The sequence below is a fragment of the Curtobacterium sp. MCPF17_003 genome (assembly GCF_003224385.1).
In the GTDB taxonomy this organism is placed as follows: domain Bacteria; phylum Actinomycetota; class Actinomycetes; order Actinomycetales; family Microbacteriaceae; genus Curtobacterium; species Curtobacterium flaccumfaciens.
Genome location: NZ_QKLC01000018.1, coordinates 1 through 25,133, shown reverse-complemented (window position 1 = coordinate 25,133; position 25,133 = coordinate 1). Strand labels below are relative to the sequence as shown.

At 68.9% G+C, this 25,133-nt stretch carries 24 protein-coding genes; 15 read left to right on the top strand and 9 right to left on the bottom strand.

The window, feature by feature from the left end; translation table 11 throughout:
- Window positions 1-2 precede the first annotated feature (2 nt).
- Window positions 3-431 carry a DUF6892 domain-containing protein gene (locus DEJ30_RS15205; protein ID WP_110862542.1) on the bottom strand — a complete coding sequence of 143 codons (429 nt, stop codon included), beginning with the start codon at window positions 429-431 and terminating at the stop codon, window positions 3-5.
- A gap of 97 nt (window positions 432-528) precedes the next feature.
- On the opposite strand from DEJ30_RS15205, the gene DEJ30_RS15200 reads away from it, so the two are divergent.
- The gene (locus tag DEJ30_RS15200; protein ID WP_110862541.1) at window positions 529-1,974 is read left to right on the top strand and encodes an APC family permease; all 1,446 of its coding nucleotides are present in this window, start codon (window positions 529-531) and stop codon (window positions 1,972-1,974) included.
- A gap of 227 nt (window positions 1,975-2,201) precedes the next feature.
- Entirely contained in the window at window positions 2,202-2,822 is a 621-nt protein-coding gene (locus tag DEJ30_RS15195) for a hypothetical protein (RefSeq protein ID WP_110862540.1), read from the top strand.
- A gap of 4 nt (window positions 2,823-2,826) precedes the next feature.
- Here the strand turns inward: DEJ30_RS15195 and DEJ30_RS15190 are convergent, their stop codons facing one another.
- The 3 genes from DEJ30_RS15190 to DEJ30_RS15180 form a co-directional block, all read right to left on the bottom strand.
- The gene (locus DEJ30_RS15190; RefSeq protein WP_110862539.1) at window positions 2,827-3,261 is read right to left on the bottom strand and encodes a hypothetical protein; all 435 of its coding nucleotides are present in this window, start codon (window positions 3,259-3,261) and stop codon (window positions 2,827-2,829) included.
- A gap of 95 nt (window positions 3,262-3,356) precedes the next feature.
- Window positions 3,357-3,803: a DUF6264 family protein gene (locus tag DEJ30_RS15185; protein ID WP_111193044.1), complete on the bottom strand. Its 447-nt coding sequence runs from the start codon at window positions 3,801-3,803 to the stop codon at window positions 3,357-3,359.
- Window positions 3,803-4,183, bottom strand: a complete 381-nt coding sequence (locus DEJ30_RS15180) for a hypothetical protein (RefSeq protein WP_110862537.1) — start codon at window positions 4,181-4,183, stop codon at window positions 3,803-3,805. The genes DEJ30_RS15185 and DEJ30_RS15180 overlap by 1 nt, the downstream gene beginning before the upstream one ends.
- 90 nt (window positions 4,184-4,273) lie before the next feature.
- Here DEJ30_RS15180 and DEJ30_RS15175 point away from each other — a divergent pair, with 90 nt between their 5' ends.
- Window positions 4,274-4,606: a hypothetical protein gene (locus DEJ30_RS15175; RefSeq protein ID WP_035808197.1), complete on the top strand. Its 333-nt coding sequence runs from the start codon at window positions 4,274-4,276 to the stop codon at window positions 4,604-4,606.
- A gap of 7 nt (window positions 4,607-4,613) precedes the next feature.
- On the opposite strand, the gene DEJ30_RS15170 is transcribed toward DEJ30_RS15175, so the two are convergent.
- Window positions 4,614-5,114 carry a DUF427 domain-containing protein gene (locus DEJ30_RS15170; RefSeq protein WP_110862536.1) on the bottom strand — a complete coding sequence of 167 codons (501 nt, stop codon included), beginning with the start codon at window positions 5,112-5,114 and terminating at the stop codon, window positions 4,614-4,616.
- Window positions 5,115-5,330: 216 nt separating this feature from the next.
- Here DEJ30_RS15170 and DEJ30_RS15165 point away from each other — a divergent pair, with 216 nt between their 5' ends.
- Complete coding sequence (locus DEJ30_RS15165) at window positions 5,331-6,764, top strand: amino acid permease (protein WP_110862535.1); 1,434 nt, start codon at window positions 5,331-5,333, stop codon at window positions 6,762-6,764.
- A 262-nt stretch (window positions 6,765-7,026) separates the two neighbouring features.
- Here DEJ30_RS15165 and DEJ30_RS15160 read toward each other — a convergent pair whose 3' ends face one another.
- Window positions 7,027-7,971, bottom strand: a complete 945-nt coding sequence (locus tag DEJ30_RS15160) for a D-alanyl-D-alanine carboxypeptidase family protein (protein ID WP_181420166.1) — start codon at window positions 7,969-7,971, stop codon at window positions 7,027-7,029.
- A 114-nt stretch (window positions 7,972-8,085) separates the two neighbouring features.
- Window positions 8,086-9,069, bottom strand: a complete 984-nt coding sequence (locus DEJ30_RS15155) for a helix-turn-helix domain-containing protein (RefSeq protein ID WP_110862533.1) — start codon at window positions 9,067-9,069, stop codon at window positions 8,086-8,088.
- Between the two features lie 436 nt (window positions 9,070-9,505).
- On the opposite strand from DEJ30_RS15155, the gene DEJ30_RS15145 reads away from it, so the two are divergent.
- The 9 genes from DEJ30_RS15145 (at window position 9,506) to DEJ30_RS17950 (ending at window position 19,864) form a co-directional block, all read left to right on the top strand.
- Window positions 9,506-12,883 carry a DEAD/DEAH box helicase gene (locus DEJ30_RS15145; RefSeq protein ID WP_146238614.1) on the top strand — a complete coding sequence of 1,126 codons (3,378 nt, stop codon included), beginning with the start codon at window positions 9,506-9,508 and terminating at the stop codon, window positions 12,881-12,883.
- Window positions 12,884-12,947: 64 nt separating this feature from the next.
- A complete protein-coding gene (locus DEJ30_RS15140; protein ID WP_220032967.1) occupies window positions 12,948-13,754 on the top strand; it encodes an HNH endonuclease family protein in 807 nt (268 codons plus the stop codon).
- Window positions 13,755-13,830: 76 nt separating this feature from the next.
- Window positions 13,831-14,496 carry a GPP34 family phosphoprotein gene (locus DEJ30_RS15135; RefSeq protein WP_110862530.1) on the top strand — a complete coding sequence of 222 codons (666 nt, stop codon included), beginning with the start codon at window positions 13,831-13,833 and terminating at the stop codon, window positions 14,494-14,496.
- A 159-nt stretch (window positions 14,497-14,655) separates the two neighbouring features.
- Complete coding sequence (locus tag DEJ30_RS15130; RefSeq protein ID WP_110862529.1) at window positions 14,656-15,459, top strand: SDR family oxidoreductase; 804 nt, start codon at window positions 14,656-14,658, stop codon at window positions 15,457-15,459.
- A gap of 95 nt (window positions 15,460-15,554) precedes the next feature.
- Window positions 15,555-15,980 carry an SseB family protein gene (locus DEJ30_RS15125; protein WP_146238613.1) on the top strand — a complete coding sequence of 142 codons (426 nt, stop codon included), beginning with the start codon at window positions 15,555-15,557 and terminating at the stop codon, window positions 15,978-15,980.
- Between the two features lie 78 nt (window positions 15,981-16,058).
- Window positions 16,059-16,502: a GPP34 family phosphoprotein gene (locus DEJ30_RS15120; RefSeq protein WP_110862527.1), complete on the top strand. Its 444-nt coding sequence runs from the start codon at window positions 16,059-16,061 to the stop codon at window positions 16,500-16,502.
- Window positions 16,420-17,070, top strand: coding sequence for a GPP34 family phosphoprotein (locus tag DEJ30_RS18680; RefSeq protein ID WP_110862526.1), 651 nt, complete (start codon window positions 16,420-16,422; stop codon window positions 17,068-17,070). The genes DEJ30_RS15120 and DEJ30_RS18680 overlap by 83 nt, the downstream gene beginning before the upstream one ends.
- 20 nt (window positions 17,071-17,090) lie before the next feature.
- Window positions 17,091-19,112 carry a DUF262 domain-containing protein gene (locus DEJ30_RS15110; RefSeq protein WP_110862525.1) on the top strand — a complete coding sequence of 674 codons (2,022 nt, stop codon included), beginning with the start codon at window positions 17,091-17,093 and terminating at the stop codon, window positions 19,110-19,112.
- A complete protein-coding gene (locus DEJ30_RS17950; RefSeq protein WP_146238612.1) occupies window positions 19,109-19,864 on the top strand; it encodes a hypothetical protein in 756 nt (251 codons plus the stop codon). The genes DEJ30_RS15110 and DEJ30_RS17950 overlap by 4 nt, the downstream gene beginning before the upstream one ends.
- Window positions 19,865-19,933: 69 nt before the next feature.
- On the opposite strand, the gene DEJ30_RS15105 is transcribed toward DEJ30_RS17950, so the two are convergent.
- Window positions 19,934-23,428, bottom strand: coding sequence for a TM0106 family RecB-like putative nuclease (locus tag DEJ30_RS15105; RefSeq protein ID WP_110862524.1), 3,495 nt, complete (start codon window positions 23,426-23,428; stop codon window positions 19,934-19,936).
- A gap of 68 nt (window positions 23,429-23,496) precedes the next feature.
- Window positions 23,497-23,715, bottom strand: coding sequence for a DUF1653 domain-containing protein (locus DEJ30_RS15100; RefSeq protein ID WP_258369982.1), 219 nt, complete (start codon window positions 23,713-23,715; stop codon window positions 23,497-23,499).
- A gap of 46 nt (window positions 23,716-23,761) precedes the next feature.
- Here DEJ30_RS15100 and DEJ30_RS15095 point away from each other — a divergent pair, with 46 nt between their 5' ends.
- Both DEJ30_RS15095 and DEJ30_RS15090 read left to right on the top strand, forming a co-directional pair.
- The gene (locus DEJ30_RS15095; protein WP_110862523.1) at window positions 23,762-24,376 is read left to right on the top strand and encodes a TMEM175 family protein; all 615 of its coding nucleotides are present in this window, start codon (window positions 23,762-23,764) and stop codon (window positions 24,374-24,376) included.
- Window positions 24,377-24,749: 373 nt separating this feature from the next.
- The coding region (locus DEJ30_RS15090; RefSeq protein WP_110862522.1) for a thioredoxin family protein at window positions 24,750-25,133 on the top strand (384 nt) is incomplete at its 3' end.

The window sequence follows — 25,133 nt, the reverse complement described above, 5'->3', positions numbered from 1 at the left end:
GCTCAGGCGGAGCGGACCTCGACGCCCTTGGCCGCGAGCCGCTCGGCGACGTGGGCGGGCAGTGGTGCGGCGGCGTACACGGTACGGAGCTCCGGCAGGTCGAGCACGTCGTCCCAGTTCTGCGGGTCGAAGCGGTCGTCCGAGCCGTCCCAGCCGGGGTGGACGTCCCGCAGCACCTCGAGGTCGGAGTCCACCGTGATCTCGGTGACGAGCGACAGGTGCGACGGCAGCAGGTCGAGGTCGTCGTAGTACTCGCGCGCCCGGTCGTCCTGCCCGTCGACGTCGAGATCCTCGTCGGTCTCGTCCTCGGCGTCCGGGTCGTAGGGGTCGAGGACGTCGAGGTCGTAGCAGAGGACGTCGAGCACCAGGAGCTTCGCGTTGAAGTCCGCGAACTCGATGGGCTCCTCGGTGGTGTTCGACTGCTGGTCCATGGCCGGAGCGTATCCGTCGCCGAGCGACAGTGTTGCGATCGCGAGAAACCTCCCTGTGGGACTGGACAGAAAGGCATCTCGCGCGCAAGGGTGACGCATGGCCACCACCAAGAACGACCGCCCACAGCAGGAGCAGCACGAGCTCCGCCGGGTCATCGGTCCCAAGCTCCTGCTGCTCTTCATCGTCGGCGACATCCTCGGCACGGGTGTCTACGCGCTCACCGGCCAGGTCGCGGCCGAGGTCGGCGGGGCAGCGTGGCTCCCCTTCCTCATCGCGTTCGCGGTCGCGCTGCTGACGGCGTTCTCATACCTCGAACTCGTGACGAAGTACCCGCAGACCGCCGGTGCCGCCCTCTACGTGCACAAGGCGTTCGGCATCCACTTCGTCACCTTCATCGTGACGTTCATCGTGATGTGTTCCGGGATCACGTCGGCGTCGACGGCATCGCGGGCGTTCGCGGCGAACCTCGGCGCCGGGTTCGGCATCGAGCTGCCGAACGGCGTGGTGATGCTCATCGCGATGGGCTTCATGCTCGCGGTGATGTTCATCAACTTCCGCGGGGTGAGCGAGAGCGTCAAGACGAACGTCGTGCTGACGCTCGTCGAGCTGTCCGGTCTCGTCATGGTGATCCTGATCGGGTTCTGGGCGATCGCGGGCGGCAACGCGGACTTCTCGCGGGTCGTGATGTTCGAGACGCCGGAGGACAAGTCCCTGCTGCTGTCGATCAGCACCGCGACGTCGCTGGCGTTCTTCGCGATGGTCGGCTTCGAGGACTCGGTCAACATGGCCGAGGAGACCAAGGACCCCTCGCGCATCTTCCCGAAGATCATGCTCACGGGCCTCGGCATCACCGCCGTGATCTACGTGCTCGTGTCGATCTGCGCCGTGGCCGTGGTGCCGATCGGTGAACTGGCCGGCAACGAGACCCCGCTCGTCACCGTCGTGCAGACCGCCGCGCCGGACTTCCCGATCGCCGACCTGCTGCCCTTCATCTCGATGTTCGCCGTCGCCAACACGGCCCTGATCAACATGATGATGGCGTCGCGCCTGCTCTACGGCATGAGCAAGCAGGGCGTGCTGCCGGGCTTCCTGTCCCGCATCTCCCCCGCCCGGCGCACCCCGTCGACCGCGATCGTCTTCACCACGCTCATCTCGCTGCTGCTGATCGGGTGGGTCTCGCTCGACCCGGACTCCCCCATCGTCGTCGTCCTCGGTGGCACCACCTCGCTGTTGCTGCTGACGGTGTTCGCCGTCGTCAACGTGACCGTGCTCGTGCTGCGCCGCGACAAGGTCGACCACAAGCACTTCCGCGCCGGCGTCATCATCCCGGTCATCGGCATCGTCACGTGCCTGTGGCTCGTCATGCCGTTCTCGTCCGGTCGCGACCCGCAGCAGTACCAGATCGCCGGCGCGCTGCTGGCCCTGGGCGTGCTGCTCTGGGTCCTGACCTGGTTCACCCACGGACGGAAGCAGGCCGAGAAGGCCCCGACCGGACTCGTGACGGAGCCGACGAAGGTGCAGCGCCCGCCGCACGACAGCTGAGCACCCACGCACGAATCCTGACGGTTCTGGTTCGCGAAGCCCCCGCTTCGTGAACCAGAACCGTCTCTCGTTGCCGGCGATGCACCTGCCCCGCGGCGAGCAACGAACCCCGACCGCGAACCGCGGAGCGTGCGATCACGGCGGGCCGCCGCACGCTTCCCAGGAGGCGCCCGTACGCTCGTGCTGCCCTTCCTGCTCCGCCCGCCCAGCCCGTCGAGAGGTCCGTCATGCGCCGTGTCGGCATCACCCTCGCCTCGGTGTTCGGCGCCGGGATCGTGGCGGTCGGCATCGGCGTGGTCCTCCTCGTCGTGATCGCGGTCAACTCGCTCGCCGGCATCGCGAAGTCGAGCGCCGCCACCCCGACTCCCGCGTGCCCGGCCGTCGCCTCGAAGACGATCGGCGGGATGGTGGTGCCGGCCGGACCCGTCGGCGGCTTCTGCCAGGACCGCCTGGTCAACGCCGCACACGTGATCGAAGCCGCCCAGGCACTCGGCATCGGTCCGCACACGCAGGCCGTCGGGGTCATGACCGCCATCGGGGAGTCGAGCCTGGTGAACCTCGACCACGGCGACGCAGCCGGCCCGGACAGCCGAGGCCTGTTCCAGCAGCGCGACAACGGCGCCTGGGGCACGTACGAGCAGCGGATGGACCCGTACACGGCCGCGTCGATGTTCTACGCGAAGCTGGTGAAGGTGCCCGGCTGGAAGACGATGAGCCCGACGCAGATGGCGCACGCGGTGCAGATCAACTCGGACCCGGACCACTACGCGAAGTCGTGGCCACAGGCGAAGGCGATCGTCGAGGAGCTCACCGGCCAGGACGTGCCGGACACCGCTCCCCAGGGCTGACCGCTCACGAGGCCACCGCCTTCGTGTCCTCGTCGAACTCGACGATCGCGGCTCCCCCGGAGTGCACGACGACCTGTGCGCGGAGCCGGACCGACTGCTCGTCGAGGGCGCACGCGCAGGCGTCGACCCACTCCCAGTCCACCGGGTAGAGCCGGTCGGCGTCAGGACGCTCCCACACGAGCACGACGTCGACGGCCCCGAGCTGCGCCACGATGTCCGCGATCAGGGCCGCGAAGTCGTCCACGTGCTCGTCCGGGGAGTACGGCAGGTCGGCGATCGGCAGCAGGAACGGGATCGACATCCCCCGGTCGTCGAGGAAGAGCACCCAGCACTGCCGGCGCAGCGGTCGTTCGACGACGGCTTCGACGAGTCGGACGACGTCGTCGTCGGTGCGGACGGGTTCACGGATCAGGCGGTCGAGCATCTCGGTGTCAGGCATGGCTCCAGCGTGTCGGTTCGAACACCGCCACCGAGGCGCACGTCGGCTTCTGTGGAGAGACACGCGACCCTGCCCACCTGTGGAGGAAGAAGCGCCTAGATGCCGTGTGTGACCGAGCTGTCGACGAGCAACAGCGAGGCGAAGAACACCGCCACGATCGCCGCCATGCCGACGAGCACCACCGGCCAGGTCAGCCGACGGCGCACGAGCCGCAGCACGCAGACCGCGAGCGTCGCGACCAGTACCGCCGCCACGACGATCGGCCCCACGACGACGACCGAGTCACCCAGCGTCTCGTTGCAGGTGTTGCCCGGGGCCGCGCACGACACGAACGCGAGCGACATCAGTCTGATCGCCCATCCCGCTGCCAACGCGCCGACCGTGAGCACCACGAGCAGGGCGGTGGAGGCGACCACGTCCGCGACGCGGCTGCGGCCTGTCAGGGGGTGGCGGGCCTCCCGACCGAAACGTGCTGGACCGGACCCGAGCGGATCGGGACCCGCCCCGGCTGCCGGGCCGCTCTGCCGCGCGGGCGCGCCCATCAGGAGCGCCGGCCGCGCGTCGACCAGAGGGCGAGCGCGATGAGGACGGGCTGACCGAACAGGCGGACGAAGCGCTTCTCGTCACTGTCCAGACCGAAGGCGTCGCGACGGTTCACCCACTGCGACAGGTTGCCGGGGAAGATGACCGTGAAGAACACGGCCGCGACCGAGCCGACGAAGCGGCGGGTCGGCTTCGGAGCGAGCACCAGGGCCGAGCCGAGCGTGATCTCCGCGACTCCCGACGCGAGCACCGTCGTGTCGTCGTCCAGTGGAACGAAGTCGGGCACCTGCGCCGTGAACTCCTTGCGCGCGAAGGTGAGGTGACTCGTGCCCGCGACGACGAGGACCAGGCCGAGCAGGACGCGGAAGACAGAACGCATGCCCCCATGGTGCCCGCTCCCTCGATCCGGTGCCCGCGCTGCGCGACGTGGACGTGCACGAAGCGAGGTTCACTCGCTATCATGCGGTCCATGGGAGCAGTCGCTCGGGACCACGAACCGCCGGCAGCTCCGGCGACCTTCGCGGTGTTGCTCGGACCGGTCGCGTTCTACCTCGGCATCATCGTGCCCGCGCAGTCGACCGTGCGCCACGTGCTGCTCGGTGCCGTGTTCGGGCTGGTGTGCGTGCTGAGTGGCTGGCGGGCGATCCGGATCGCCGGTCGGCGTCGAGCGGTGCAGGTGTGGTCGTGGATCGGCATCGTGATCGGGACCGCCGGGCTCGTCATGCTCGTCTGGCAGGTGCTCGTGATCGTCACCGGGGGCGCGTTCCCGCCGCCGTTCTGGTCGCCGTACGCCAACCGCTGACGCCGGGTCACCAACCGAGCGTGCCGGGGGCTCCCTTGAACGGTCCGACGATGTCCGACGTGATCCAGCCACCGTAGAAGTCGCCGTCCTGCGCCTGGACCCGTTCGCCGCCGACCTCGCACGAGTCCATCGCCGACGGGTAGATCGCCACGCGCTCCCGCAGCGACTCGTAGCCGGGCACGGGCGTCGGGTAGTTCCAGGCGGCACGGCTCGCGACCGTCCCGTCGCCGCCGACGACGTCGAAGTAGCGCGCCAGGCCCTTGAACTCGCACATGCTCGAACCGGACGCCTTCACGAGCGCGCCCTCGGCCAGGTCGGCCGTCGGCAGGTAGTAGACCGGCGGGTGCGAGGTCTCGAGCACGCGGAGGGCGTCGGTCGTGTCGGCGACGACCGTGCCGCCGAGACGGACGACGACGCGGGCGGTGACCCGCTCGACGGCGGGTGGGCGGGGGTAGTCCCAGACGGACTCCTGGCCGGGGCCGGGCTCGGTCCTCTTCGGGTGGCGCATGCTCCAGGTCTACGCCCGGCGCCTGCGGTGCGGGCGCGTGCGTGCGCGGGGCTGCTTTCGTGCGCCCGACCTTTCGCGCCCAGCGACAGTTCACGGGATCGGCGGCGCGAGAAGTGTCGCCCACCGCGAAACCCCGCCGCGCACGCGCTCGGCCAGCCGCCCGAACACCCACAGCCCGCACGTGCGCGCGACCGCCTCCGGGTGCACCATGGGCGGGTGACGACGACGACACGCACCCTGTTCCGACGGAAGCCCATCGACACGATCGATGACGAGGCCGGGGGCGAGGACGGCCTGAAACGGCACCTCGGTCTGTGGCAGCTCACCGCGATCGGCATCGGCGGCATCATCGGCGCCGGCATCTTCACCCTCGCCGGCACCGTCGCGAACGGCGTCGCCGGGCCCGCGGTGCTGATCAGCTTCCTGGTCGCCGGGGTCGCGAGCGCCGCCGCTGCCCTGTCGTACGCCGAGTTCGCGGGGCTCATCCCGAAGGCCGGCAGCGCGTACACGTACGGCTACGCGGTGCTCGGCGAGATCGTCGGGTGGTTCATCGGCTGGGACCTGCTGCTCGAGTACACAGCGATCGTGGCGGTGGTCGCGATCGGCATCTCCGGCTACGTGGGGTTCCTGGTCGGCCAGTTCGGCATCGACCTGCCCGCGTGGATGCTCGGCGCCCCGGGCACCGGTGACGGGCACGTGATCGACGTCTTCGCGATCGCGTTGTGCCTGCTCACCGCGTTCGTGCTGACGCGCGGCATCCGCAGCGCCGCCCGGTTCGAGTTCGTCGCCGTCGGCATCAAGGTGGCGCTCGTCGTGCTCATCGTCGTGCTCGGCGTGTTCCACATCAACAGTGCGAACTACTCCCCGTACTTCCCGTTCGGCTTCGGCGGCGTGATGACCGGTGCCGCGACCGTGTTCTTCGCCGTGTTCGGATACGACGCCATGTCCACCGCGGCCGAGGAGTCCACCGACGCCCGCAAGCACATGCCGAAGGCGATCCTGCTGTCCCTCGGCATCTCGATGGTGCTGTACGTCCTGGCGACCCTCGTGCTCACCGGGATGCAGAAGTACACCGACATCGACCCGGCGTCGGGCTTCTCGTCGGCGTTCGCGTCCGTCGGCCTCGGCGGTGTCGCCAACGTCATCGCGATCGGTGCCATCGTCGGCATCGTCACGGTGCTGGTGACGTTCATGCTCGGTGCCTCACGCGTCTGGTTCTCGATGAGTCGCGACGGCCTGATGCCGAAGTGGTTCGCGAAGACCGACCCGAAGCGGCACGTGCCGACCCGCGTGACCTGGATCCTCGGCATCGCGTCGGCGATCCTGGCCGGGGTGCTGCCCATCGGTGTCGTCGCCGAGCTCACGAACATCGGCATCCTGCTCGCGTTCGTCGTGGTGTGCTCGGCCGTGGTGGTGCTGCGCTACCGGCAGCCCGACCTGGACCGCCAGTTCCGGCTGCCGTTCATGCCCGTCATCCCGATCATCGGCGTCATCGCGTCGCTGTGGCTCGTCACGTTCCTGCAGTGGGAGACCTGGGTGCGGTTCGCGATCTGGTTCGCGATCGGGCTCGGAGTGTACTTCGGGTACTCACGGCGGCACAGCAAGTTGGCGACGGGCGAGGTGACCGGCGGTAAGCCCCTGCGCGACTGAGCACCCGACGCCCGGGAGGACCTGACGCGTGCTCGCTCGTGAACAACCGGGTGTCGGCACGTTGCGATTCGGTGACGACTCTCGCTCCCCATCGCGGGAATTGCCAGAGCTCGGGAGCTCACGTCAGCGATGGGGACTACTGAGGCCGCTGGACCGATCCGACACCGCTGCACGAGCACGTGCCCGGAGTACCAGCGAGCACACGCAGACGAGGGGCCTGCCAGATCGCCGGCAGGCCCCTCGTCCGTGCAGTGGTCCGTGGTCAGCGCTTGAGCTCGCTGACCAGGCCCGCGCGGTTCTTCTTCGCGACCGCGATGATGCCCTCGACGTTGCCGGCGGCCTGGATGGCGACCGGTTCGCCGTACTGCGCCGCGAGTGCAGCGCGGAGGTTGCCGAGCGAACCCGGGACGTTGTAGGCCGACTTCAGCTCGTTGAGGAAGTCGGTGTCGATCTCGACCGCCGTGAACTCGCCGACGAGCCAGGTGCGTCCGTTGTTGGTGATGAGCTTCATGTCTGTGTCTTCCTGTCGTTCGTTGACGGGCGGTGCTGGTTCTTCCGGCTGGTAGGAGCCGTCGTACTCGAAGTGCCACGGTTCACGGGAGTCGAAACCGTCGCCGACCGGCTGCCAGCCGAAGGTCGGGCCGTTGGCGTTCATCCACGCCTTCTCGGGCGTGCCGTAGCTGTTGACACCTCCGCTGAAGTCCACGGCCCGACCCAACCCGTGGATCGAGGTCCCGGGGTACGCCGCCTGGTTGAACCCAGGCTTCTGCTGGATGTACCCCTGGTAGAGGTACTCCTGGCGCGCGTAGTCCCGGTACCCCTCGGCCATCGTCATCGGCTTGTTGAGCGCGGCCTGGTACGCCTTGCCCAGGGCGGAGTAGGCCGTGGCGGCGCTCGCCAGCAGGTACTGCTTGCCCAGGGCGTTCGTCGACTCCGCCACGTAGGTCAGCTCGCTGACCGGGATCTTGCCGTTCGCGAATTCTTCGGCCGCCCTGGCCGAGAACGCACGATCCCGCGTCGAGGTCGACTCGGGGTACGACGGGTACGTCAGGTTCGACGGCTCGACGCCGAACGCCCGAGACGTGCCACTGAGCGTCGCCGCAGTGACTGCTGCCGCGGCAGCGAAGAGCAGGACGGATCGTCTGCTCGTCTCCCCGAGGAAGACGGGATGACCGTCGTCCTCGGTCGGACCGGATGGACTGCTCATGGAGCTCCCCTCAGGGGGTACGCCCCTCGCACCCCCCGAGCAGACTGTCAGTTCTACCCCAAGCCGGGGGACCCCCATTTCGAGGGGTGCTCACGCTGCCGGGAGGAGCAGAGCTCAGCGCCGCAACGTCTCCCGCGGGTACTCCCCGAACCGGTTCGCGTACACCGACGCGAACCGCCCCATGTGCGCAAAGCCCCAGCGCCGCGCGACGTCCGCCACCGAGGTCGCCTGCGGGTCGAGGATCCGAAGTTCCTCGTGCACCCGTCCGAGCCGGACCTCGCGCAGGTACGTCATCGGCGAGCGCTCGAACGCCCGCTGGAACGACTCCTGGATCCCGCGGATGCTCAGCCCCGCGGCCTGCGCGATGTCGGCGACGGTCAGGGGCTCGTGCGCGTGCGCCTGGATGAACTCGACCGCGGCCCGGAGGCGTCCGTCGCTGCGGGTGCCGTAGCCGGTGGGGAACCGTTCGGCCTGCAGCGGGTAGATCCGGAACAGCGCACGGGCGACGTCGCGCTGCGCCTCGTGCCAGGCGAGGGACCCCTCGCCCTCCTCGCGGAGGGCCCGGAGCGCCCCCGACACGGCGGTGCGCCAGAGTCCGACGGCGGCGGGGTCCGGCGCCGCGGTGGTGTCGAACGCCATGGTGCCGTCGACCAGGTGGTCCTCGGCGGCGACGTCGAGCACCAGGTCGCGGCGCAGGTGCACCAGGCGCTGGTCCCAGTCCTGGTACTCCATCTCGAACCGGCGCTCGACGGGGAACATGGTGGGGATGCCCGGCTGCATGCGGACCTCGTCGCGGCCGACGTCGACGCGGGCCTCGCCGCGCTCGAGCCACTGCACGACGACCTCGCCCTCGGTGGCGACGTCTCCCCGCAGGTACCCGTGCATCTGGGAACGGCGGATGCTCAGCCGTTCGTCACCGACGCCGACGTACTTGAACCAGTAGTCCTGGTCGAGGGCTCGGGAGTACCAGGACTTGCCCGCGTACATGCCAGCGAGCGAGCTGATGGCTTCGTCGGTGTCTTGGCCGGCCACGGCGACGAGCGAACGTGGTGGAGCAGGCAGGTGGGCAGGCGACTGCGACTCGGTCGTGTCGGTCATGGGAACACCTCTCTCTCCTGGAGCAGAGCGGTGTGGTCACCTCCGGGTGGTCCCCGGCCTGCCCTCTCACGCTAGGGAGCAGCGGGTGGTCCTACAACCAGGTTGCGCTCTGCGGCCTAACGGCCGGTCCAGCGCACCCAACCGTGCACCTGAGCGGCCGCGCTCTCGAAGGATGAGTGCCCGCCGGTCAACGAGTGGTCCGGGGAATCGACGGTGTACGAATCAGTGCGGGTGATGTCGCACACGACCTCGGAGTCGAGCAACCCGTTCCAGTGGTCGGCTGAGTCGCGTACCCACCGCAGTCGGTCCGGCATGAGGTTCCAATCGATTCCGTGGACCGCTGTCGTCGCGCTCCGAGTTGGACGGTAGTCCTGTCGCATGTGCGGCGCACAGAGTGGCGGCGCGGATCGTCGGTGGTGGCTGGCACGATGGTCCCGTGCCTGCTGCCCCGATGATCGACGCCGTCGACGTCATCCGCTTCGTCGGGCCGCAGACCTTCGGCCGCGCACGCGACGTCGTCCGCGCCGGCCTGGTGGACGACGCCACCTGGCACGACGACGACGGCACGGTCACCGCGGTCGTGTCCGGCACCGCCGACGACCCGTACGAACTCCGCGTCGACACCACCCCGGCACGCGGCGACTTCGTCCGCCCGGTCCGCAGCACCTGCAGTTGCCCGCTCGGCGGCGACTGCAAGCACGTCGCGGCCGCGCTCCTCACCATCAACGCCCGCGCCCTCGCCGCGAACGCCGGCCCACGCCCGGAGACGCCGGCTCCGCCGCCCTCGGACTGGAGGCACGACCTCGCCCGCCTCGCCGGTGACGACGAACGGGCGCCGACCCCGCAGGGCACCCGGATGGGACTGCAGTTCGAGTTGCGTGACGCGGTCCCCGCCAAGCTCGCCTCGAGAGCCCGTGCCGCCGGCCGCGCCCTCCCGTCGCCGTCCCGCAGCGTGCGGCTCGGGGTCCGGCCGGTGACCCGCAGCGACGCCGGCAACTGGGTGCGCGGGCAGCTGACCTGGGGCACGCTCCCCTACTCGCAGAACCGGCTCGGCGTCGGGGCCGAGCAGCACGCCTGGTTCCTGCAGCTCGCCGCCCTGCACCGTGCCGGGCAGCTCGCGGGCCTGCCGGGTGAGAGCGACTGGCTGCACCTCGACGACTTCCGGAGTCCCCTGCTCTGGCCGCTCCTGCAGCAGGCCGCGGCGCTCGACATCGCCTTCGTCACTGGCAAGCGCGAGGGCGGTGCGGTGCTCGGCACGCAGGCCCAGGTGCTGCTCGACGTCGCCCGACACGACGACGCCGTGGTGATCGGCGCGAGTGCCGTGCTCGACGGCCGGCCCGTGGTGCCCGGAGCAGCGCGGATGATCGGCGACCACGGCGTGTACGTGTTCCGCGAGAGCCCCGAGTTCACGGTGGCCGTCGCCCCGACCCCGGCACCGGTGCCCGAGGACCAGCGCCGCATGCTCGTCGAGGGCACCCGGATCACCGTGCCGACCGCCGAGGTCGACGAGTTCCTGGCCGACTGGTCACCCCGGCTGCGTGGTGCCCTCGGCCTGGTCAGCTCCGACGGCTCGGTGGAGCTACCCGAGCGCACCCCGCCGGAGCTCGTGCTCGCCGCGACCTTCGAGCCGGCCCGGGCCCCGCGCACCGACGACCGCGTGCACCTGCACTGGCGCTGGCACGTCGACGGCCGGAAGGACCCGGTGTCCCTGCACGGCCCGCTCCCCGACCTGTCCGGGCTCCGCGCCGCCGACGATCCGGCCGGCACCGGCGAGGCGACCACGGCGACGACGCCGGCCGACGACGCGACGCAGGCTGGGCCTCCCGTCCGCTCTGCCGGACCCGGTGGCGGACTGGACTGGTTCCAGGACGGCACCATCGACGGGGCCGACGTCGCGGTGTTCGCGAACGAGTTCCTGCCCGAGCTGCCGTCGCTCGGCGTCCGCACCGTCGTGCAGGGCGAGCGGCTCGACTACGAGCGGTTGAGCGGGCGGCCGCACATCCGTGTCACGACGATGCCGTCGGACAAGCACGACTGGTTCGACCTCGGCATCATCGTCAGCGTCAACGGCAAGCAGATCCCCTTCACGCCGCTGCTCACCGCGCTCGCGGGTCGGCGGCGACGGCTCAAGCTCGTCGACAACTCGTACCTGTCGCTGGCCGACCCCGCGTTCGATCGGCTCAAGGAGCTCATCGACGAGGCCCGCGACCTGGACGAGTGGGAGCCCGACCAGCCGATCGCCGTCACACCGCTGCACGCCGGGCTGTGGTCGGAGTTCGACCTGCTGGCCGACGAGACCTCGCACGACGAGCGGTGGCAGGCGATCGCCTCGGGGCTGCTCGGGGCGACTCCCCCGGGTGACGTCCCCGTGCCGGACACCGTGCACGCCGACCTACGGCCGTACCAGCACGCCGGGTACGCGTGGCTGTCGTTCCTGGTGACACACGGCATCGGCGGGGTGCTCGCCGACGACATGGGCCTCGGCAAGACCCTGCAGGTGCTCGCGATGGTCGCCGCCCGTCGCGCCGCGGAGCCCGACGCGCCCCCGTTCCTGGTCGTCGCACCGACCTCGGTCGTCGGCAACTGGGCCTCCGAGGCCGCCAAGTTCGTGCCGTCGCTGCGGGTCGCGACGGTGACCTCGACGTCGCTGAAGGACCCGCGGCTCGTCGCCCGGACCGCAGCTGCGTCGGACGTCGTCGTCACCTCGTACGCGCTGCTGCGGCTCGACGCCCGCGCCTGGACCGACCTGCCGTGGTCGGCGCTGGTGCTCGACGAGGCCCAGTTCGTGAAGAACCCGCAGTCCCAGACCCACCGTGTGGCCTCGGAGCTGCAGGCACCGGTGAAGTTCGCGATCACCGGGACCCCGCTCGAGAACGGCCTGACCGACCTGTGGGCACTGTTCCACATCGTCGCGCCCGGGCTGCTGTCCACCTGGACCCGGTTCGGCGACGACTACGTGAAGCCCCTCGCTTCGCCCGAGCTCCGGGGCGAGGCCCGGCAGGAGCTCACCGGGCGGCTGCGCCGACGGCTCCGGCCGCTCATGCTCCGCCGCACCAAGGAAGCCGTCGCGGCCGACCTGCCGCCGAAGCAGGAACAGGTCGTCCGGGTCACGCTCGACCCCGCGCACCGGGAGCTGTACGAGCGCACCCTGAACCGGGAGCGCCTGAAGGTCCTCGACCTGATCGACGACCTGTCGAAGAACCGGATGATCGTGTTCCGGTCGCTGACGCTGCTGCGGATGCTCGCGCTGTCGCCGGCGCTGGTGTCGACGCCGGCGAGCGACTCGGACGCTTCCGCACCTCAGATCCCCTCGGCCAAGCTCGACCTGCTGCTCGACGAACTCGAACAGCTCGCCGCAGAGGGCCGTCGCGCTCTGGTGTTCAGCCAGTTCACCTCGTTCCTGCGGATGGTGTCCGACGCCCTCGACGCCCGCGGCATCGGCTACGAGTACCTCGACGGATCCACCCGCAAGCGCCCGGAAGTCATCGAGCGCTTCCGGCAGGGCACCGCCCCGGCGTTCCTCATCTCGTTGAAGGCCGGCGGGTTCGGGCTCACCCTGACCGAGGCGGACACCGTGTTCGTGCTCGACCCGTGGTGGAACCCCGCCGCCGAGTCCCAGGCCGTCGACCGCACGCACCGCATCGGGCAGACCCGGTCGGTCAGCGTCCAACGGTTCATCGCCGAGGACACCATCGAGGAGAAGGTCCTCGCCCTCGCCGCGCGCAAGGCCGAGCTCTTCGCCACGATGATCGACGACGACGCCCTGTTCGCCGACGACCTGACCGCCGACGACATCCGCTCCCTGCTGACCTGATCCGCACCGCCCGCACCTGCACCCGCACCACCGTTCCGCCCTGCACCACCTGGAGTCCCACCGCATGACGTCCCACCGACGCCGCAGCCGCATCACCCTGACCTCCGTCCTCGTCGTCCTGGCCCTCGCCGTCGGCGGGTACGCGCTCGATGCGTCCGGCGTCCTCGGACCGGACGCCGACGCGGCGGGCACGACCAAGGGGGGAACGACCGCGGCGGGCGGTCCCACGGCCGGGGAGACGACCACCATCGGACCGCAGCAGGCGTCGTCGGGGGCGACCCCCGCCTCCAGTCCGACCGTCAGCCGCGGAACCGACGCCGACGCGGTCCGCGCACGCACCCAGCTCGCCGACCTGCCCGTCAAGGGCAAGGCCGCCGGCACCGGCTACGACCGCACCGGCGACTTCGGCAGCGCCTGGCTCGACGTCGACCGCAACGGGTGCGACACCCGGAACGACGTCCTCGCCCGCGACCTCGCCGACATCACCCGCGAGGGCCGCTGCAAGGTGCTCACCGGCACCCTCGTCTCGCCGTACACCGGTGCGACGGTGGACTTCGTGCGCGGCAACACGACCTCGACCCTCGTGCAGATCGACCACGTCGTCGCGCTCGAGAACGCCTGGCGGACCGGGGCGCAGCAGCTCACCGAGACCGAGCGGCAGGCGCTGGCGAACGACCCGGTGAACCTGTTCGCCGTCGACGGCCGGTCCAACTCGCAGAAGGGCTCCGGCGACGCGGCGACCTGGCTCCCCGCGAACAAGGCGTTCCGCTGCACCTACATCGAGCACCAGGTCACGGTGAAGGCGAAGTACCACCTGTGGGTGGCTCCGGCGGAGCGGGACGCGATGGTGCGGGTGCTGGACGCCTGCTGACGTCGGGCGGTCCGGCGCCGCTGGGTGTCGGCTCGGAGGGTCGGCGCACCTCCGCCCCGCGTGGCAGGCTGCGGGCATGGCTGAGCAACTCACGGTCCCACAGGCGTTCGCGCTCCTGCAGGTCGAGCCCGACGGACGCCACGCTCTCGACGGTTCGACGCTCGACACGGGTCTCGCGGGGGCGGTCCTCGCCGACCTCGCGCTGCGCGGTGCCGTCTCGCTGCAGGACGGACTCGTCGCAGTCGTGAACGGCGCCGTAACGGGCAACCCCGTGCTCGACGGTGTGGTCGGCTCCATCGCGGCGGCCGGTGCGCCGCGCAAGGCGAAGTGGTGGGTGAGCCGACTCGGCAAGCGCCAGCTGCGCGACGACGTGTTCGCCGGACTCGTCGAGCGCGGCGTCATCAGCGTCGAGCAGGGGAAGGTGCTCGGCCTCTTCCCCACCACGAAGCACCCGGAGCGGGACGGAGCCCCGGAGGCGCTGCTGCGATCCGGCATCGCGGACGTGCTGGCCGGCCGCGCAGGACCCACGCCGTTCTCCGCCGCGGTCATCGGCCTGCTCGACGCGACGAACACCCTGCGCAAGCAGTTCGGCGCCGTCGACAAGGACCTGGTCAAGGAGATCACCTCGGGCTCCTGGGCGAGCCCGGCGGTGAAGGCGGTACTCGAGGAGATCGAGGCCGCGACGATGGTCGTGATCATGGCGGCGACCATGGCGACGACGACCTCGATCGTCACGAGCTGAGGCAGGCAGCGCGATGGTGCGGGTGCTGGACACCTGCTGACCGCGTCGTTAAACGACAGGTGTAGTCTAGAAATCTTGATGCAGATGCATCGATCGGACTCGCTGCCCCACCGCGGACCCCGAGCCCTTCACCGTCGAAGACCTCAGGAGGCCTCCCCCATGCCCGAAACCAGCACCGTCACCACCCGCTTCGCCGACCGCGTCGTCCTCATCACCGGCGGCGGCTCCGGCCTCGGCCGCGCGACCGCCGTCCGCCTGGCCGCCGAGGACGCTGCACTCTCCCTCGTCGACGTCTCCGAGCAGGGACTCGAGGCGACGAAGACCGCCGTGCTCGAGGCCACCCCGGACGCGCAGGTCCTGACCACCGTCGCCGACGTGTCCGACGAGGCCCAGGTCGACGCCTACGTCACCGCCACGACCGAGCGCTTCGGCCGCATCGACGGCTTCTTCAACAACGCCGGCATCGAGGGCAAGCAGAACCCCACCGAGTCGTTCACCGCCGCCGAGTTCGACCGCGTCGTGTCGATCAACCTGCGCGGCGTGTTCCTCGGGCTCGAGAAGGTGCTCAAGGTCATGCGCGAGCAGGGCTCCGGCATGGTCGTGAACACGGCGAGCGTCGGCGGCATCCGCGGCATCGGCAACCAGTCCGGGTACGCGGCAGCCAAGCACGGCGTCGTCGGCCTCACCCGCAACTCGGCCGTCGAGTACGGCCGCTACGGCATCCGCATCAACGCCATCGCCCCCGGAGCCATCTGGACGCCCATGGTCGAGAACTCGATGAAGCAGCTCGACGCGGAGAACCCGCGCAAGGCCGCCGAGGAGTTCATCCAGGTCAACCCGACGAAGCGCTACGGCGAGGCCCCCGAGATCGCCGCCGTCGTCGCCTTCCTGCTGTCCGACGACGCGTCCTACGTCAACGCGACGGTCGTCCCGATCGACGGCGGACAGTCGGCCGCGTACTAAGACCGTCACCTCCGACGCCCGGCGCATGTCCGCGTGCACCGGGCATCGGCCTGGAGGCGCGGCTTCGCCCCGCCGTGTCCGCCGACCGTGACAGCATGGCTGGCGTGAGTACCGATGAGACGAACGGATCAGCCTTCGGCCGAGGCGTCGACAAGGCCCCGCCGACCGCTGCTGCCGAACTGCGACGCAGGATGGCAGCCTCGCCCGCGGGCTTCCTGCGCAGCGCGGCGTGGGTGCCCTGGAAGCCGGCGGGCGCTCCGGAGGCCGGCAGCGTCGTTCACGTCATGATCCGGGACAAGCCGTTCGTGCCCGTCTTCACCGACCCGGGCGAACTCGCCGCTGGGCTGCCCGAGGCCGAGGGGCGTCCGGTGCCGATGTCCGAGCTCGTGTCCGCGCTCCCCGAGGAGTTCGGCATCGTGGTCGACCCCACCAGTGCAGCCGAAGCGAACTTCCTGCACGCCGATGTCCTCGCCGAGATGCGGGCGCAGATGCAGGGCGGCGTCCCGACCAGCGACGACTGACCCGCTCCGCGTCAGGCACGGCACGCCACCGCCGCCGACACCACTCGGTGGACGCTTGAATAGTCATACCAATCAAGCATGCCGGGCAGGTCGACCGCCACGGTCCCCCAGGCATTCGCCCTCCTCCTGATCGAGTCGGACGGACGACCGTCCACCGACGTCCAGACGCTCAACCTGGACCTCCGCGGCGCGGTCCTCGCCGACCTCGCGCTCCGCGGAACGGCCTCGTTGCGATCCGGTCTCGTCGCCGTGGTCGACTACCGGCGACGCGGTCCTCGACGAGCCGCCGGCACCGTCGCCGCGTCGGGCACCCCGCGCAAGGCGAAGTGGTGGGTGCAGCGGCTCGGCAAGCGCCCCCTGCACGAAGCGGTGATCGCGAGCTTGGCCGATCGGGGCGTCATCACGGTCGAGCAGGGGGCGGACCCTCGGCACCTTCCCGATGACGAACTACCCGGAGCAGCACGGCCGTCCCGAGGCGGCGCTCCGCTCCGGCTTCGCCGACGTGCTCGCCGGCTGGGCTGAGCCAACACCGTCCGCCGCTGCCGTCATCGGTCTGCTCGATGCGACCGGTATCCTCCGGAAGCAATTCGGCGCGGTCGACCGCGCGATCGTCGAGGAGATCACCACCGGCAGCTGGGCAAGCCCCGCGGTGAAGGCGGTGCTCGAGGAGATCCAGGCCACGGCGACGGTCGCGATCAGGGCAGCGAACACAGCGTCAACCACCGCGGCCGTCTCGAGCCGATCAGCCGAGCGCAGCGCGCAGCGCGCAGGCGACCCTCGACCAGGCACGCCGAGCAGGTCGGCGCGAGGATGCCCACGGACACCCACAGTGCCCCGTGCGGTCCGGCCCGTCGCTGCCCAACACTGCCGTCGTCGAGGTCAGGTCCTCCAGCGCCCAGATGCACGCGACCACGATGGAGGTCGCACACAAACTCGACCGATTGAGACAACCTGCGGCGACCCCGCACCGAGCCAATCCACTGCGCGTCCACAGCTTCCGAACCGCGCTAGCGCCTACAGCTCTCTACCCCACGAAGTGGGTGGAGCCTGCGCTCACCTGACCGTGGCCTCGGAGAGATCCTCACGATAGGCTCAAGAGGAAGGGGTGACATGCAAACCAATCAAACTGACCTCGCTCGCCTGCTAGTAGGCACGAAGGTCTTCGTTGTTCCGCAGTTCCAGCGCCACTACAAGTGGAAGGCTCCCCAGTGGAAGGAACTCTGGGACGACATAGTCGAGCAATACGATTCGAACGATGTGGCATCAGGTCGCCTCACCAAAGATGAAGGCCATTTTCTAGGAAGCATCGTACTTCATCCCGCACCTGGCCCAGCTTCGACCGTTTCTCGATACTGGGTGATCGACGGTCAACAGCGCCTCACGACCCTTCTCGTTTTAATTGCGGTTCTACGCGACGTACGAGCAACGAAGCAGCCGACGTGGGATCCGAACACCTATACAAATCAATATCTTGCAAACCAGTACAATCAGGATGACCCTCATCGCCTCATTCCTGGCGCGAACGATCAAAGCGACTTTGAACGCACGGTGTATGCCCAAGAGCCGGCTGGTCAGATCGGCCAGGCATACGAATGGTTCAGGCACCAGCTCGATTTGCGAATCGACGAAGATGCGTTCGACTTTGATCGGATGGAGAAGGCTGTTCTGCTGCGCCTTCTCCTGGTCGAGATCAATACCTCGGATGACGACAACATCAATCAGATCTTCAACACCATCAATCATTCAGGTATGCGCCTCAGTGCGATCGATCTGATTCGAAATCACAGCTTCATGCAGTTTGACGCCGCTGATGCCGGCTCGGTGTACGAGCAAACCTGGAAGCCAATGGAAGACCGACTGGGCGAGAGCACTCTCGCCCAGTACCTATGGGCTCAGCTAGTGCGCACGAACAATAAAGCCACGCAGAGAGATCTTTACGGACCGTTCCAAGCCCACCTCGCGGCGAGTGCACGCAAGAATGAACTCGCAATGCCAGCTGCGACGAGATTGGAGCTGAATAGGCTTCTCGACGAGGTAGACAACTTCATCGTCGCCACTTCACCGTCGGCAACCGCATCGGCGGGGTTGCAAGAGTCGCTCAAACGAGTCCTGCGAGAGCTACAAGACTGGGGCAGTCAGACCTATTTGCCCATGGCTCTAGAGGTTCTCGCTCGGGTTTCCGCCAAGCGCATTTCCGCCGGAGAGGGCGCCGAAGTGCTGCGCCTCGTTCTGGCTTATCTCGTTCGGCGAGGCGTGGCGGGTATCCCAAGCAACAATCTCAACAGGATCCTGTCCTCCTTGCCCTATGCCACCTCGTCTTCCGAGGACCTCGTCGGTGCGGTCCTGAAAGAACTTGGCAGCAGCGGTAAGTACTGGCCGCGGGATGCTGAGCTGCGCGAGCGCGGTCCAGCAACTCCGATTTACCGGACGCTACAGCCACGGCAGATCGTATACATCCTCGGCGAGCTCAACGACCAAATCGCGCCCAACGAGCATGTCCGGCGGGACGACTTGGAGGTGGAGCACATCCTTCCCCAAGAGCTCTCAGATAACTGGCTCGAAATGCTCGACGCAAACCGAGTCTCCGTTGAACTCGCGGAATCCCGTACACATGTCATCGGAAACCTGACCATAACCGGCAGCAACGAACATTTGGCCCGGCGCGGACCGGCGGAGAAGGCAGAAATCCTCCACGATTCAAACCTTCCGCTGAATCGACAGTTCCCCTCGCAAACTTCCTGGACGCCACAGGCGATCGATATGCGATCAGAACAGCTCGTGGCTCAGATCATCGCTCGTTGGCCGATGGGGCAGGCGACCGCTCCGATCTCCGCGTCAGATACTGATGATGCACCGTCAAGAATCGATCTCTTGCTTCTCCTTGACGCAATGCCTGCCGATGCTTGCGCAGAAATCGCCGTCTTGGCGGATGCATTGGCCACCGCGGAAACGGCGGTACTAGAGGCTGTAGCGGCTACGCCCTACCCCATCTTCGACCTGCAGGGCACGAAGGTGGTTGGTGGATTCTCCGAAATGGCTGCGTCGGATGTTGAACATGCGGCGCGTCTCAGTGCCGGTCAACTGATTAACTATGCGCAGGCTCTTGGCGCCGATGAACCTGAATTAGCATGAAGCGCCTCAGCCCCACTGGGCTTCTTGATGCCGCAACAATCCTGAGCCTCCTAGCCGCAATCCTCACGGCGTTGAAGGAAACCCTTTGGGTCGGTATCGCGATCGGCGGCCTGGCAGTCGTATGTGCTCTTATTTCATGGGCAAAACGACATCGAGAGAGGGGAACGCGGAAAAACCTTTTCGACACCATGCGCGACGAATTGATGCTTGATCGGATTCTCGATGCCGCGGCGAGAAGTCTGAATCTGGGTGGCCAGAACGGGTCGTGGAGGGTCTCACTCTATGAATTAGATCTTCAGGATGCGTGCTGGTTGTTGCGAGCCAGAGCGGCGAGTAATGAGCTGTTTGCGGACAGCTCGGATTATTCGCGCATCTCTCATGAGCAGAGCGTTCTCCGATCGTGCCTGAACGGAAGTGAGCGATCGGACGGGAAGTTCGATGAAATGCCCCCTCTCGATGCTCCGACCACTGATTCTTGGGCAACCACCATGAAGGCTTGGGGCTTCACAAAAACCACCACCAACCAGTTGAGGATGAAAAGCCGATCGTTCACAGGTGCGGTCTTCAAGGTCGGCCCACAGAATGGCCATCAAGTCACGCTCGGATTGATTGCGGAGAGTGAGTCGCCCGACGGTACTAACATTCGAAGCGTACAAGGCGGTCTCACTCGGCCGTTCTTCGAAGCAGTTGCGGAGCTGTTGACGCTGCGACACAAGTTCGAGGCCGAGAGCGCTGCAACCGCTCCGGCGTGACTGGCCGAAAAGATGCGAAAGCGCCTGCTCCGCTGAGCCGTAAAGACCGCTCAGCGGAGCGGACCGCCCTCAGCCCCGCGTCTCGACGAGCTCGATGAAGCGGGACAACAGGGACAGGCCCGCGATCGACGGGGGCAGCCCCGTGGTCAGCGCCGGCGAGTGCACGAGGTACGCTGCCCACTTCGCCCGCGAGATCGCCACGTTCAACCGATTCGGCATGAGCAGGAAGTCGAGGCCGCGCGGAATGTCCGCCGCACTCGACGCCGCCAGGGACACGATCGACACGACGGCCTCTCGGCCCTGGAACAGGTCGACCGTGCCGACCTGGGTGCCGGTGTAGCCAGCGCGATCGAGCTCCTGCCGGATCAGCGCCCCCTGCGCGTTGTACGGCGCAACGACGATGACGTCCTCGTCCGTCAGCGCTCGAGTGTCGGAACCGTCCGTCCATGTGCGGCCGATGACCTCACCGACGAGCGCGACGACCCGGGCGGCCTCTTCAGCAGAGGACGTCGTGTTGCCCGTGTGCACGACGGGCACGGGGTGCACCCCGGCGTCGATGCCGTCGAGGTACCTGCCGGAGACCATCGAGGCCAGCTGCCCGTCGTAGGACAGGGCCGAGACGGATTCGGTCAGCGCGGGCTCCATGCGGCGAGTGCGGGCGAGGAAGTACCCGAACTCGGGCGGCAGGACGTGTTGTCCGTCGGCGAGCCAGCCGAGCGCGGACTCGTCGACGGGCTCCGGGTGCGAACCCTGCGACACCTGGGGCAGCTGCTGGGGGTCGCCGAGCAGCAGGAGCCGGGTCGCGGCGACCGACGAGGCGATTGTCGGGGCGAGGGAGAACTGTCCGGCCTCGTCCACCACGAGCAGGTCGAGGGAACGGCGTTCGATCGTCGACTCGTTCGCGAACGTCCACGCCGTGCCCCCGACGACACCGCCCGTGCCCGAGGCCTCGCACGAGGACAGGAACGCGGCGACCGCGGCACCGTTCTTCACGGGGGTCCAGGCTGCGGCGTCGAGCTCGTCCTCGGTCGCGCCGGACTTCGGCACCTTCACGACCCGGTCCGCGGGGACGCCGGCGTTCACGACCGAGGTCAGGAAGTTCTCCGACGTCGCGTGGGACTGCCCGACGACCCCGACGCGCCAGCCGTACTCGCGGACGAGCCGGGCGACGACGTTCGAGCCGACGTAGGTCTTGCCCGTGCCGGGAGGGCCCTGGATCGCCAGGTACGACCGGTCGAGACCGAGCAGGGTCGACACGACGGCCGACACCGTGTCGTCGCCCTGCACCGGGACGATCTGGCCACGAGGGGGCACCCGGCGCAGCAGGTCGAGCGCAGGGTCGGGCAGCATCGCCGGCAACTCGTCGAGTACGGCCTGACCCCACCACGCGATCGCCTCCGGCTGGGGCTTCGCGCGGGGCGGTGCCGATGGGGCGAGGGCCACGGGGAACTCGTGGTGCGGCTCGCCACCGACAGGAAGTCCCTCTTTCACGAGGACCTCGACGGCATCGCCGTTGTCCCGGACGTCCACGATCACGGCGCGCGACGACGCACCCTTCGACCCGGGGCCCGGCGAGGCGACCGATGGCGGAAGTGGGTCGTCGTAGACCAGGTGGGGCGTGCCTCCAGGCCGGAGCCGCGAGCCGGGCGCGAGGGTCCCCGACAACCGGAGTTCCCGCGACTGCGAGCGGGCACGCGGCAGCGTGTCCCAGTCGCGTTCGACGGACGCCCGCTCCACGACCAGGACGTCACGCGTGTCGGCCCAGTCGTCGACCGGGTTCCGCAGGCGGTCGAAGTGGTCCTGCCAGAAGGTCTTGGCCTCGCGGCGGTGGTAGTCGATCGCGGCTGCGGCGAGCGCCAACGCGGTCTGGTCGGGCGTCCGGTCGAGGGCGTCGACGTCCTCCAGCTGCGCAGCCAGGGCGACGTACACCGGATTGGGCTCGCGCTCGACGGGGATCGGTGGGACCTCGAGCTCGAGCGCCGGGTCGGCGGCGTCGGGGTCGTCGGTGCGCAGCGAACGCAGCCAGTCGCGCAGGCGCAGGGTCGAGCGGCAGTCGTAGGCGTTGTAGTCGGCGACCTGGTCGAGCATCCGCTGCCCCTCGGCGGCGTCGCCGTTCCGGAGTTCCTCGATCGCGTCGACGTAGGCGGTGATGCTGTCCGCGGCGTTCGTGACGTCGCTCTCGCGCAGGTCCGACCCCATGTACAGCGGTTCGAGCTTCTTGATCGAGTAGCTGTGGCTGCCGACGACCAGGGCCTTGCGGACGATCGGGTACAGGTCGACCAGGACGCCGGCTCGCAGCAGATCGTCGACGGCGTCCTCACCCACGCCGTGCCGGGCGGCGAGCGACAGCAGGTGCGTCCGCTCGTAGGCCGCGTAGTGGTAGATGTGCATGCCGGGGTACCGCTGGCGGCGCTCATCGATGAAGGCGAGGAAGCCTTCGAGCGCGGTGCGTTCGTCGCGGATCGTGTGTGCCCAGAACGCGGTGAACTCGGCGCGGTCGTCGACCAGGCCGAACAGGTAGTCGAGGCCCCAGTGCACGCCGTCCTCGGTGTGCAGCGGGTCGCCCTCGAAGTCGAAGAACACGTCGCCCGGGTCGGGTGCCGGGATCGCGTCGAGCGCGCGGGCGTCGAGGACCTCGAAGCGCGGCTTGACGGGTTGGTCCGGCCCGTCGGCGCCCTTCCGTCGGGCGCCTTCCGTCTCGATCTGGAGGCTCGCCTGACGCACCAGCCGATCCTGCGTCGCGCGGGACAAGCCCGGCACTGCCCGGGTGCGGACCGCCAGGTCGTCGATCGTCCGCACCTCGTGCTTGATCAGCTTCGCGCGCTGGTCCAGGCGCATGCCCGCGACGAGGACGAGGTCGCGGTGTTCGGCGACCTGGGTTGAGCAGACGTCGCATCGGCCACACGAGGAGTAGCGCGGGTCACCCCACTGCAGTGACTCGTCGGCGGCCATGCGCTCGGCGATGACCCGCTGCAGTTCGGCGCGCTGCGTGCGGTACACCGGCGCGATGTCGGCGAGGTCGTGCGTGGTCGTCGTCCGGTCGCCGAGCACCAGGTGCACCTGCTGACCGGTCGGGATGCCGTGCGCCTGCATCTGCTCGGCGTACGCGGCGAGCTGCAGCAGGGCGCTGATCTTGGCGTGGCGGGCGAGCTTGGTGTCGTAGACCTCGTACTCGCCCCGGTCGTTGCGGATGATGAAGTCCGCGAAGCCGATGAACCCGGGGGCGTCGGCCGTCGGAGCTGCGTGGAACGTCGGCTGGTACAGCACGTCGGCGCCGTCGGCGAAGGCCTGGCGTGCTTCGGCGGCGGCGCGTGCGTAGTCCGGCGGGGCGGGGCGGTCGAACTCGACGACGTCGCGGGTCTGCTTGAGGATGTCGAGGTAGTCGAGCTCGTGCTGGTCCCCCAGTCGGGCGGTGCGCTCGAGCATGTCGTCGTGCACGTCCGGCAGGGCTTCCCCGCGACCGAGCTTGGCGTCGAGCCGGCGGAGGAACGCCCACTCGCAGGTCGACCACGTGCTCAGGTCACTCGGGCTGAGCAGCACGTGCCCGTCGACGCCGATCTGCATGCGCTCCCCCTTGGTCTCCGGTGCGCTGAAAGCCTAGGGGCGAGCGCCGACACCGGTTGCTCGGGCTGTCAGCTGCCGACCGGCACGAACCGCGGCCCGTCGTACCCGTCGCGGGTGACGTGTGCAGTGAAGTCGGCGAGTGAACGCACCCAGTGTCCGCGATCGCCGTAGAGCGCCTGGTACACGACCACCGGCTCCTCGGTCTCCACGTCACGGGCGACGAGGAGCACCTCGTAGTCGTTGCCCTTGAAGTGCCGGTACCGCCCGGGTGTCACGTCGAAGCTCACGCCCCGATGCTAGGGCGGCGGCCCGTGCACTCCCTACACTCACCCCATGACGGAGCACGCACGCACCGAGCACGCCCGCACGGACCGCGGACTCGACCGCCTGGTGAACTTCTCCGACGCCACCGTCGCGATCGCCATCACGCTGTTGATCCTGCCGCTGGTCGACATCGCCAGCGAGATGACCTCGGGCGAGAGCGCCGGCGACCTGCTCCGCCAGCACTGGCCCGCGCTACTCGAGTTCCTCATCACCTTCTGGTTGATCTCGCGCTTCTGGATCCTCCACCACCAGGTGTTCGAGCACGTCCGGTCCTACAACCCGCGGATCATGCAGCTGAACTTCGTCTGGCTCATCAGCATCGTGTTCCTGCCGTTCGCCGCCAACCTGCTCAACAGCGGCGAGAACGACGACCGTGTGGCCCACGCGCTCTACCTCGGCAGCATGGTCGTGACGAGCCTGGCGCTCACCACCATCGAACTCGTGCTCCGACGGAACCCCGAGTTGCTCGCCACCCCGCTGGGCGACTCGGCGCGGGGGCTCATCGCCGCCGGACTGCTGTCGGCCGCGCTGGTCTTGTCGGTGGTGTTCCCGAGCATCGGCCTGCTCTGGGCGCTGCTGTTGCTGTTGCAGGGCGCCGTCGCCCGGCTGCTCCGACGCGTCTGAGCGCGGCGCGTTCCGTTCGCCGGCGTGCGGGACGCACGCCGACATCCACGCGGGACGGGTACCGCGCCGCCAAGCCGTGGCCCGTTGCCTTGAAAAGTATGCCTATTCAAGCGAGGCAGAGGTCGGTCCACCGACAGTGGATGTGACCCGAACCAAGACCGGAGACCCAAGACCAAAGACCAAGACCCAAGACCCGAGGCCCGAGGCCCACGGCCCACGGCCCACGGCCCACGGCCCACGGCCCACGAACCACGGCCCACGAACCACGGCCCACGGCCCACGGCCCACGGCCACGAACCACGGCCCGACACCTGCCCCCGTCACGTTCGGTCACGTTGGCCCGGAACGCTGCCGAACCACGTACCGTCACGGCATGACCGACATCCTGGCCGTCGCCGTGCTCGTGGGAGTCCTCGCACTCGCCACGGCGCTCGGTCTGCTCCTGCGCGCGAAGACCGGCCGCGCACGGACCACGACGGCACCGGGCGACGCCGGGACGGTCGCCGACCTCGCCCCGCCGACAGCCTTCGGCACGCGTGCCACCCTCGTCCAGTTCTCCACTCCGACCTGCGCCCGCTGCCCCGCGACGGCCCGGCACCTGGACTCCCTCGCCGCCCGGCACGACGGCGTCACCCGGCTGGAGATCGACCTCGCCGAGCACCCCGGACTGGCGAGCCGCTTCAGCGTCCTGCAGACCCCCACGGTCCTGCTCGTCGACGGTTCCCGGACCGTTCGCACCCGCTTCGGAGGCCCACCC

What these genes read in the sequence shown, in the direction of transcription:
- DEJ30_RS15205 (WP_110862542.1), bottom strand. Translation starts at nt 431, where the DNA reads ATGGACCAGCAGTCGAACACCACCGAGGAGCCCATCGAGTTCGCGGAC.
- DEJ30_RS15200 (WP_110862541.1), top strand. Translation starts at nt 529, where the DNA reads ATGGCCACCACCAAGAACGACCGCCCACAGCAGGAGCAGCACGAGCTC.
- DEJ30_RS15195 (WP_110862540.1), top strand. Translation starts at nt 2,202, where the DNA reads ATGCGCCGTGTCGGCATCACCCTCGCCTCGGTGTTCGGCGCCGGGATC.
- DEJ30_RS15190 (WP_110862539.1), bottom strand. Translation starts at nt 3,261, where the DNA reads ATGCCTGACACCGAGATGCTCGACCGCCTGATCCGTGAACCCGTCCGC.
- DEJ30_RS15185 (WP_111193044.1), bottom strand. Translation starts at nt 3,803, where the DNA reads ATGGGCGCGCCCGCGCGGCAGAGCGGCCCGGCAGCCGGGGCGGGTCCC.
- DEJ30_RS15180 (WP_110862537.1), bottom strand. Translation starts at nt 4,183, where the DNA reads ATGCGTTCTGTCTTCCGCGTCCTGCTCGGCCTGGTCCTCGTCGTCGCG.
- DEJ30_RS15175 (WP_035808197.1), top strand. Translation starts at nt 4,274, where the DNA reads ATGGGAGCAGTCGCTCGGGACCACGAACCGCCGGCAGCTCCGGCGACC.
- DEJ30_RS15170 (WP_110862536.1), bottom strand. Translation starts at nt 5,114, where the DNA reads ATGCGCCACCCGAAGAGGACCGAGCCCGGCCCCGGCCAGGAGTCCGTC.
- DEJ30_RS15160 (WP_181420166.1), bottom strand. Translation starts at nt 7,971, where the DNA reads ATGAGCAGTCCATCCGGTCCGACCGAGGACGACGGTCATCCCGTCTTC.
- DEJ30_RS15155 (WP_110862533.1), bottom strand. Translation starts at nt 9,069, where the DNA reads ATGACCGACACGACCGAGTCGCAGTCGCCTGCCCACCTGCCTGCTCCA.
- DEJ30_RS15140 (WP_220032967.1), top strand. Translation starts at nt 12,948, where the DNA reads ATGACGTCCCACCGACGCCGCAGCCGCATCACCCTGACCTCCGTCCTC.
- DEJ30_RS15135 (WP_110862530.1), top strand. Translation starts at nt 13,831, where the DNA reads ATGGCTGAGCAACTCACGGTCCCACAGGCGTTCGCGCTCCTGCAGGTC.
- DEJ30_RS15130 (WP_110862529.1), top strand. Translation starts at nt 14,656, where the DNA reads ATGCCCGAAACCAGCACCGTCACCACCCGCTTCGCCGACCGCGTCGTC.
- DEJ30_RS15125 (WP_146238613.1), top strand. Translation starts at nt 15,555, where the DNA reads ATGGCTGGCGTGAGTACCGATGAGACGAACGGATCAGCCTTCGGCCGA.
- DEJ30_RS15120 (WP_110862527.1), top strand. Translation starts at nt 16,059, where the DNA reads ATGCCGGGCAGGTCGACCGCCACGGTCCCCCAGGCATTCGCCCTCCTC.
- DEJ30_RS18680 (WP_110862526.1), top strand. Translation starts at nt 16,420, where the DNA reads ATGACGAACTACCCGGAGCAGCACGGCCGTCCCGAGGCGGCGCTCCGC.
- DEJ30_RS15110 (WP_110862525.1), top strand. Translation starts at nt 17,091, where the DNA reads ATGCAAACCAATCAAACTGACCTCGCTCGCCTGCTAGTAGGCACGAAG.
- DEJ30_RS17950 (WP_146238612.1), top strand. Translation starts at nt 19,109, where the DNA reads ATGAAGCGCCTCAGCCCCACTGGGCTTCTTGATGCCGCAACAATCCTG.
- DEJ30_RS15105 (WP_110862524.1), bottom strand. Translation starts at nt 23,428, where the DNA reads ATGCAGATCGGCGTCGACGGGCACGTGCTGCTCAGCCCGAGTGACCTG.
- DEJ30_RS15095 (WP_110862523.1), top strand. Translation starts at nt 23,762, where the DNA reads ATGACGGAGCACGCACGCACCGAGCACGCCCGCACGGACCGCGGACTC.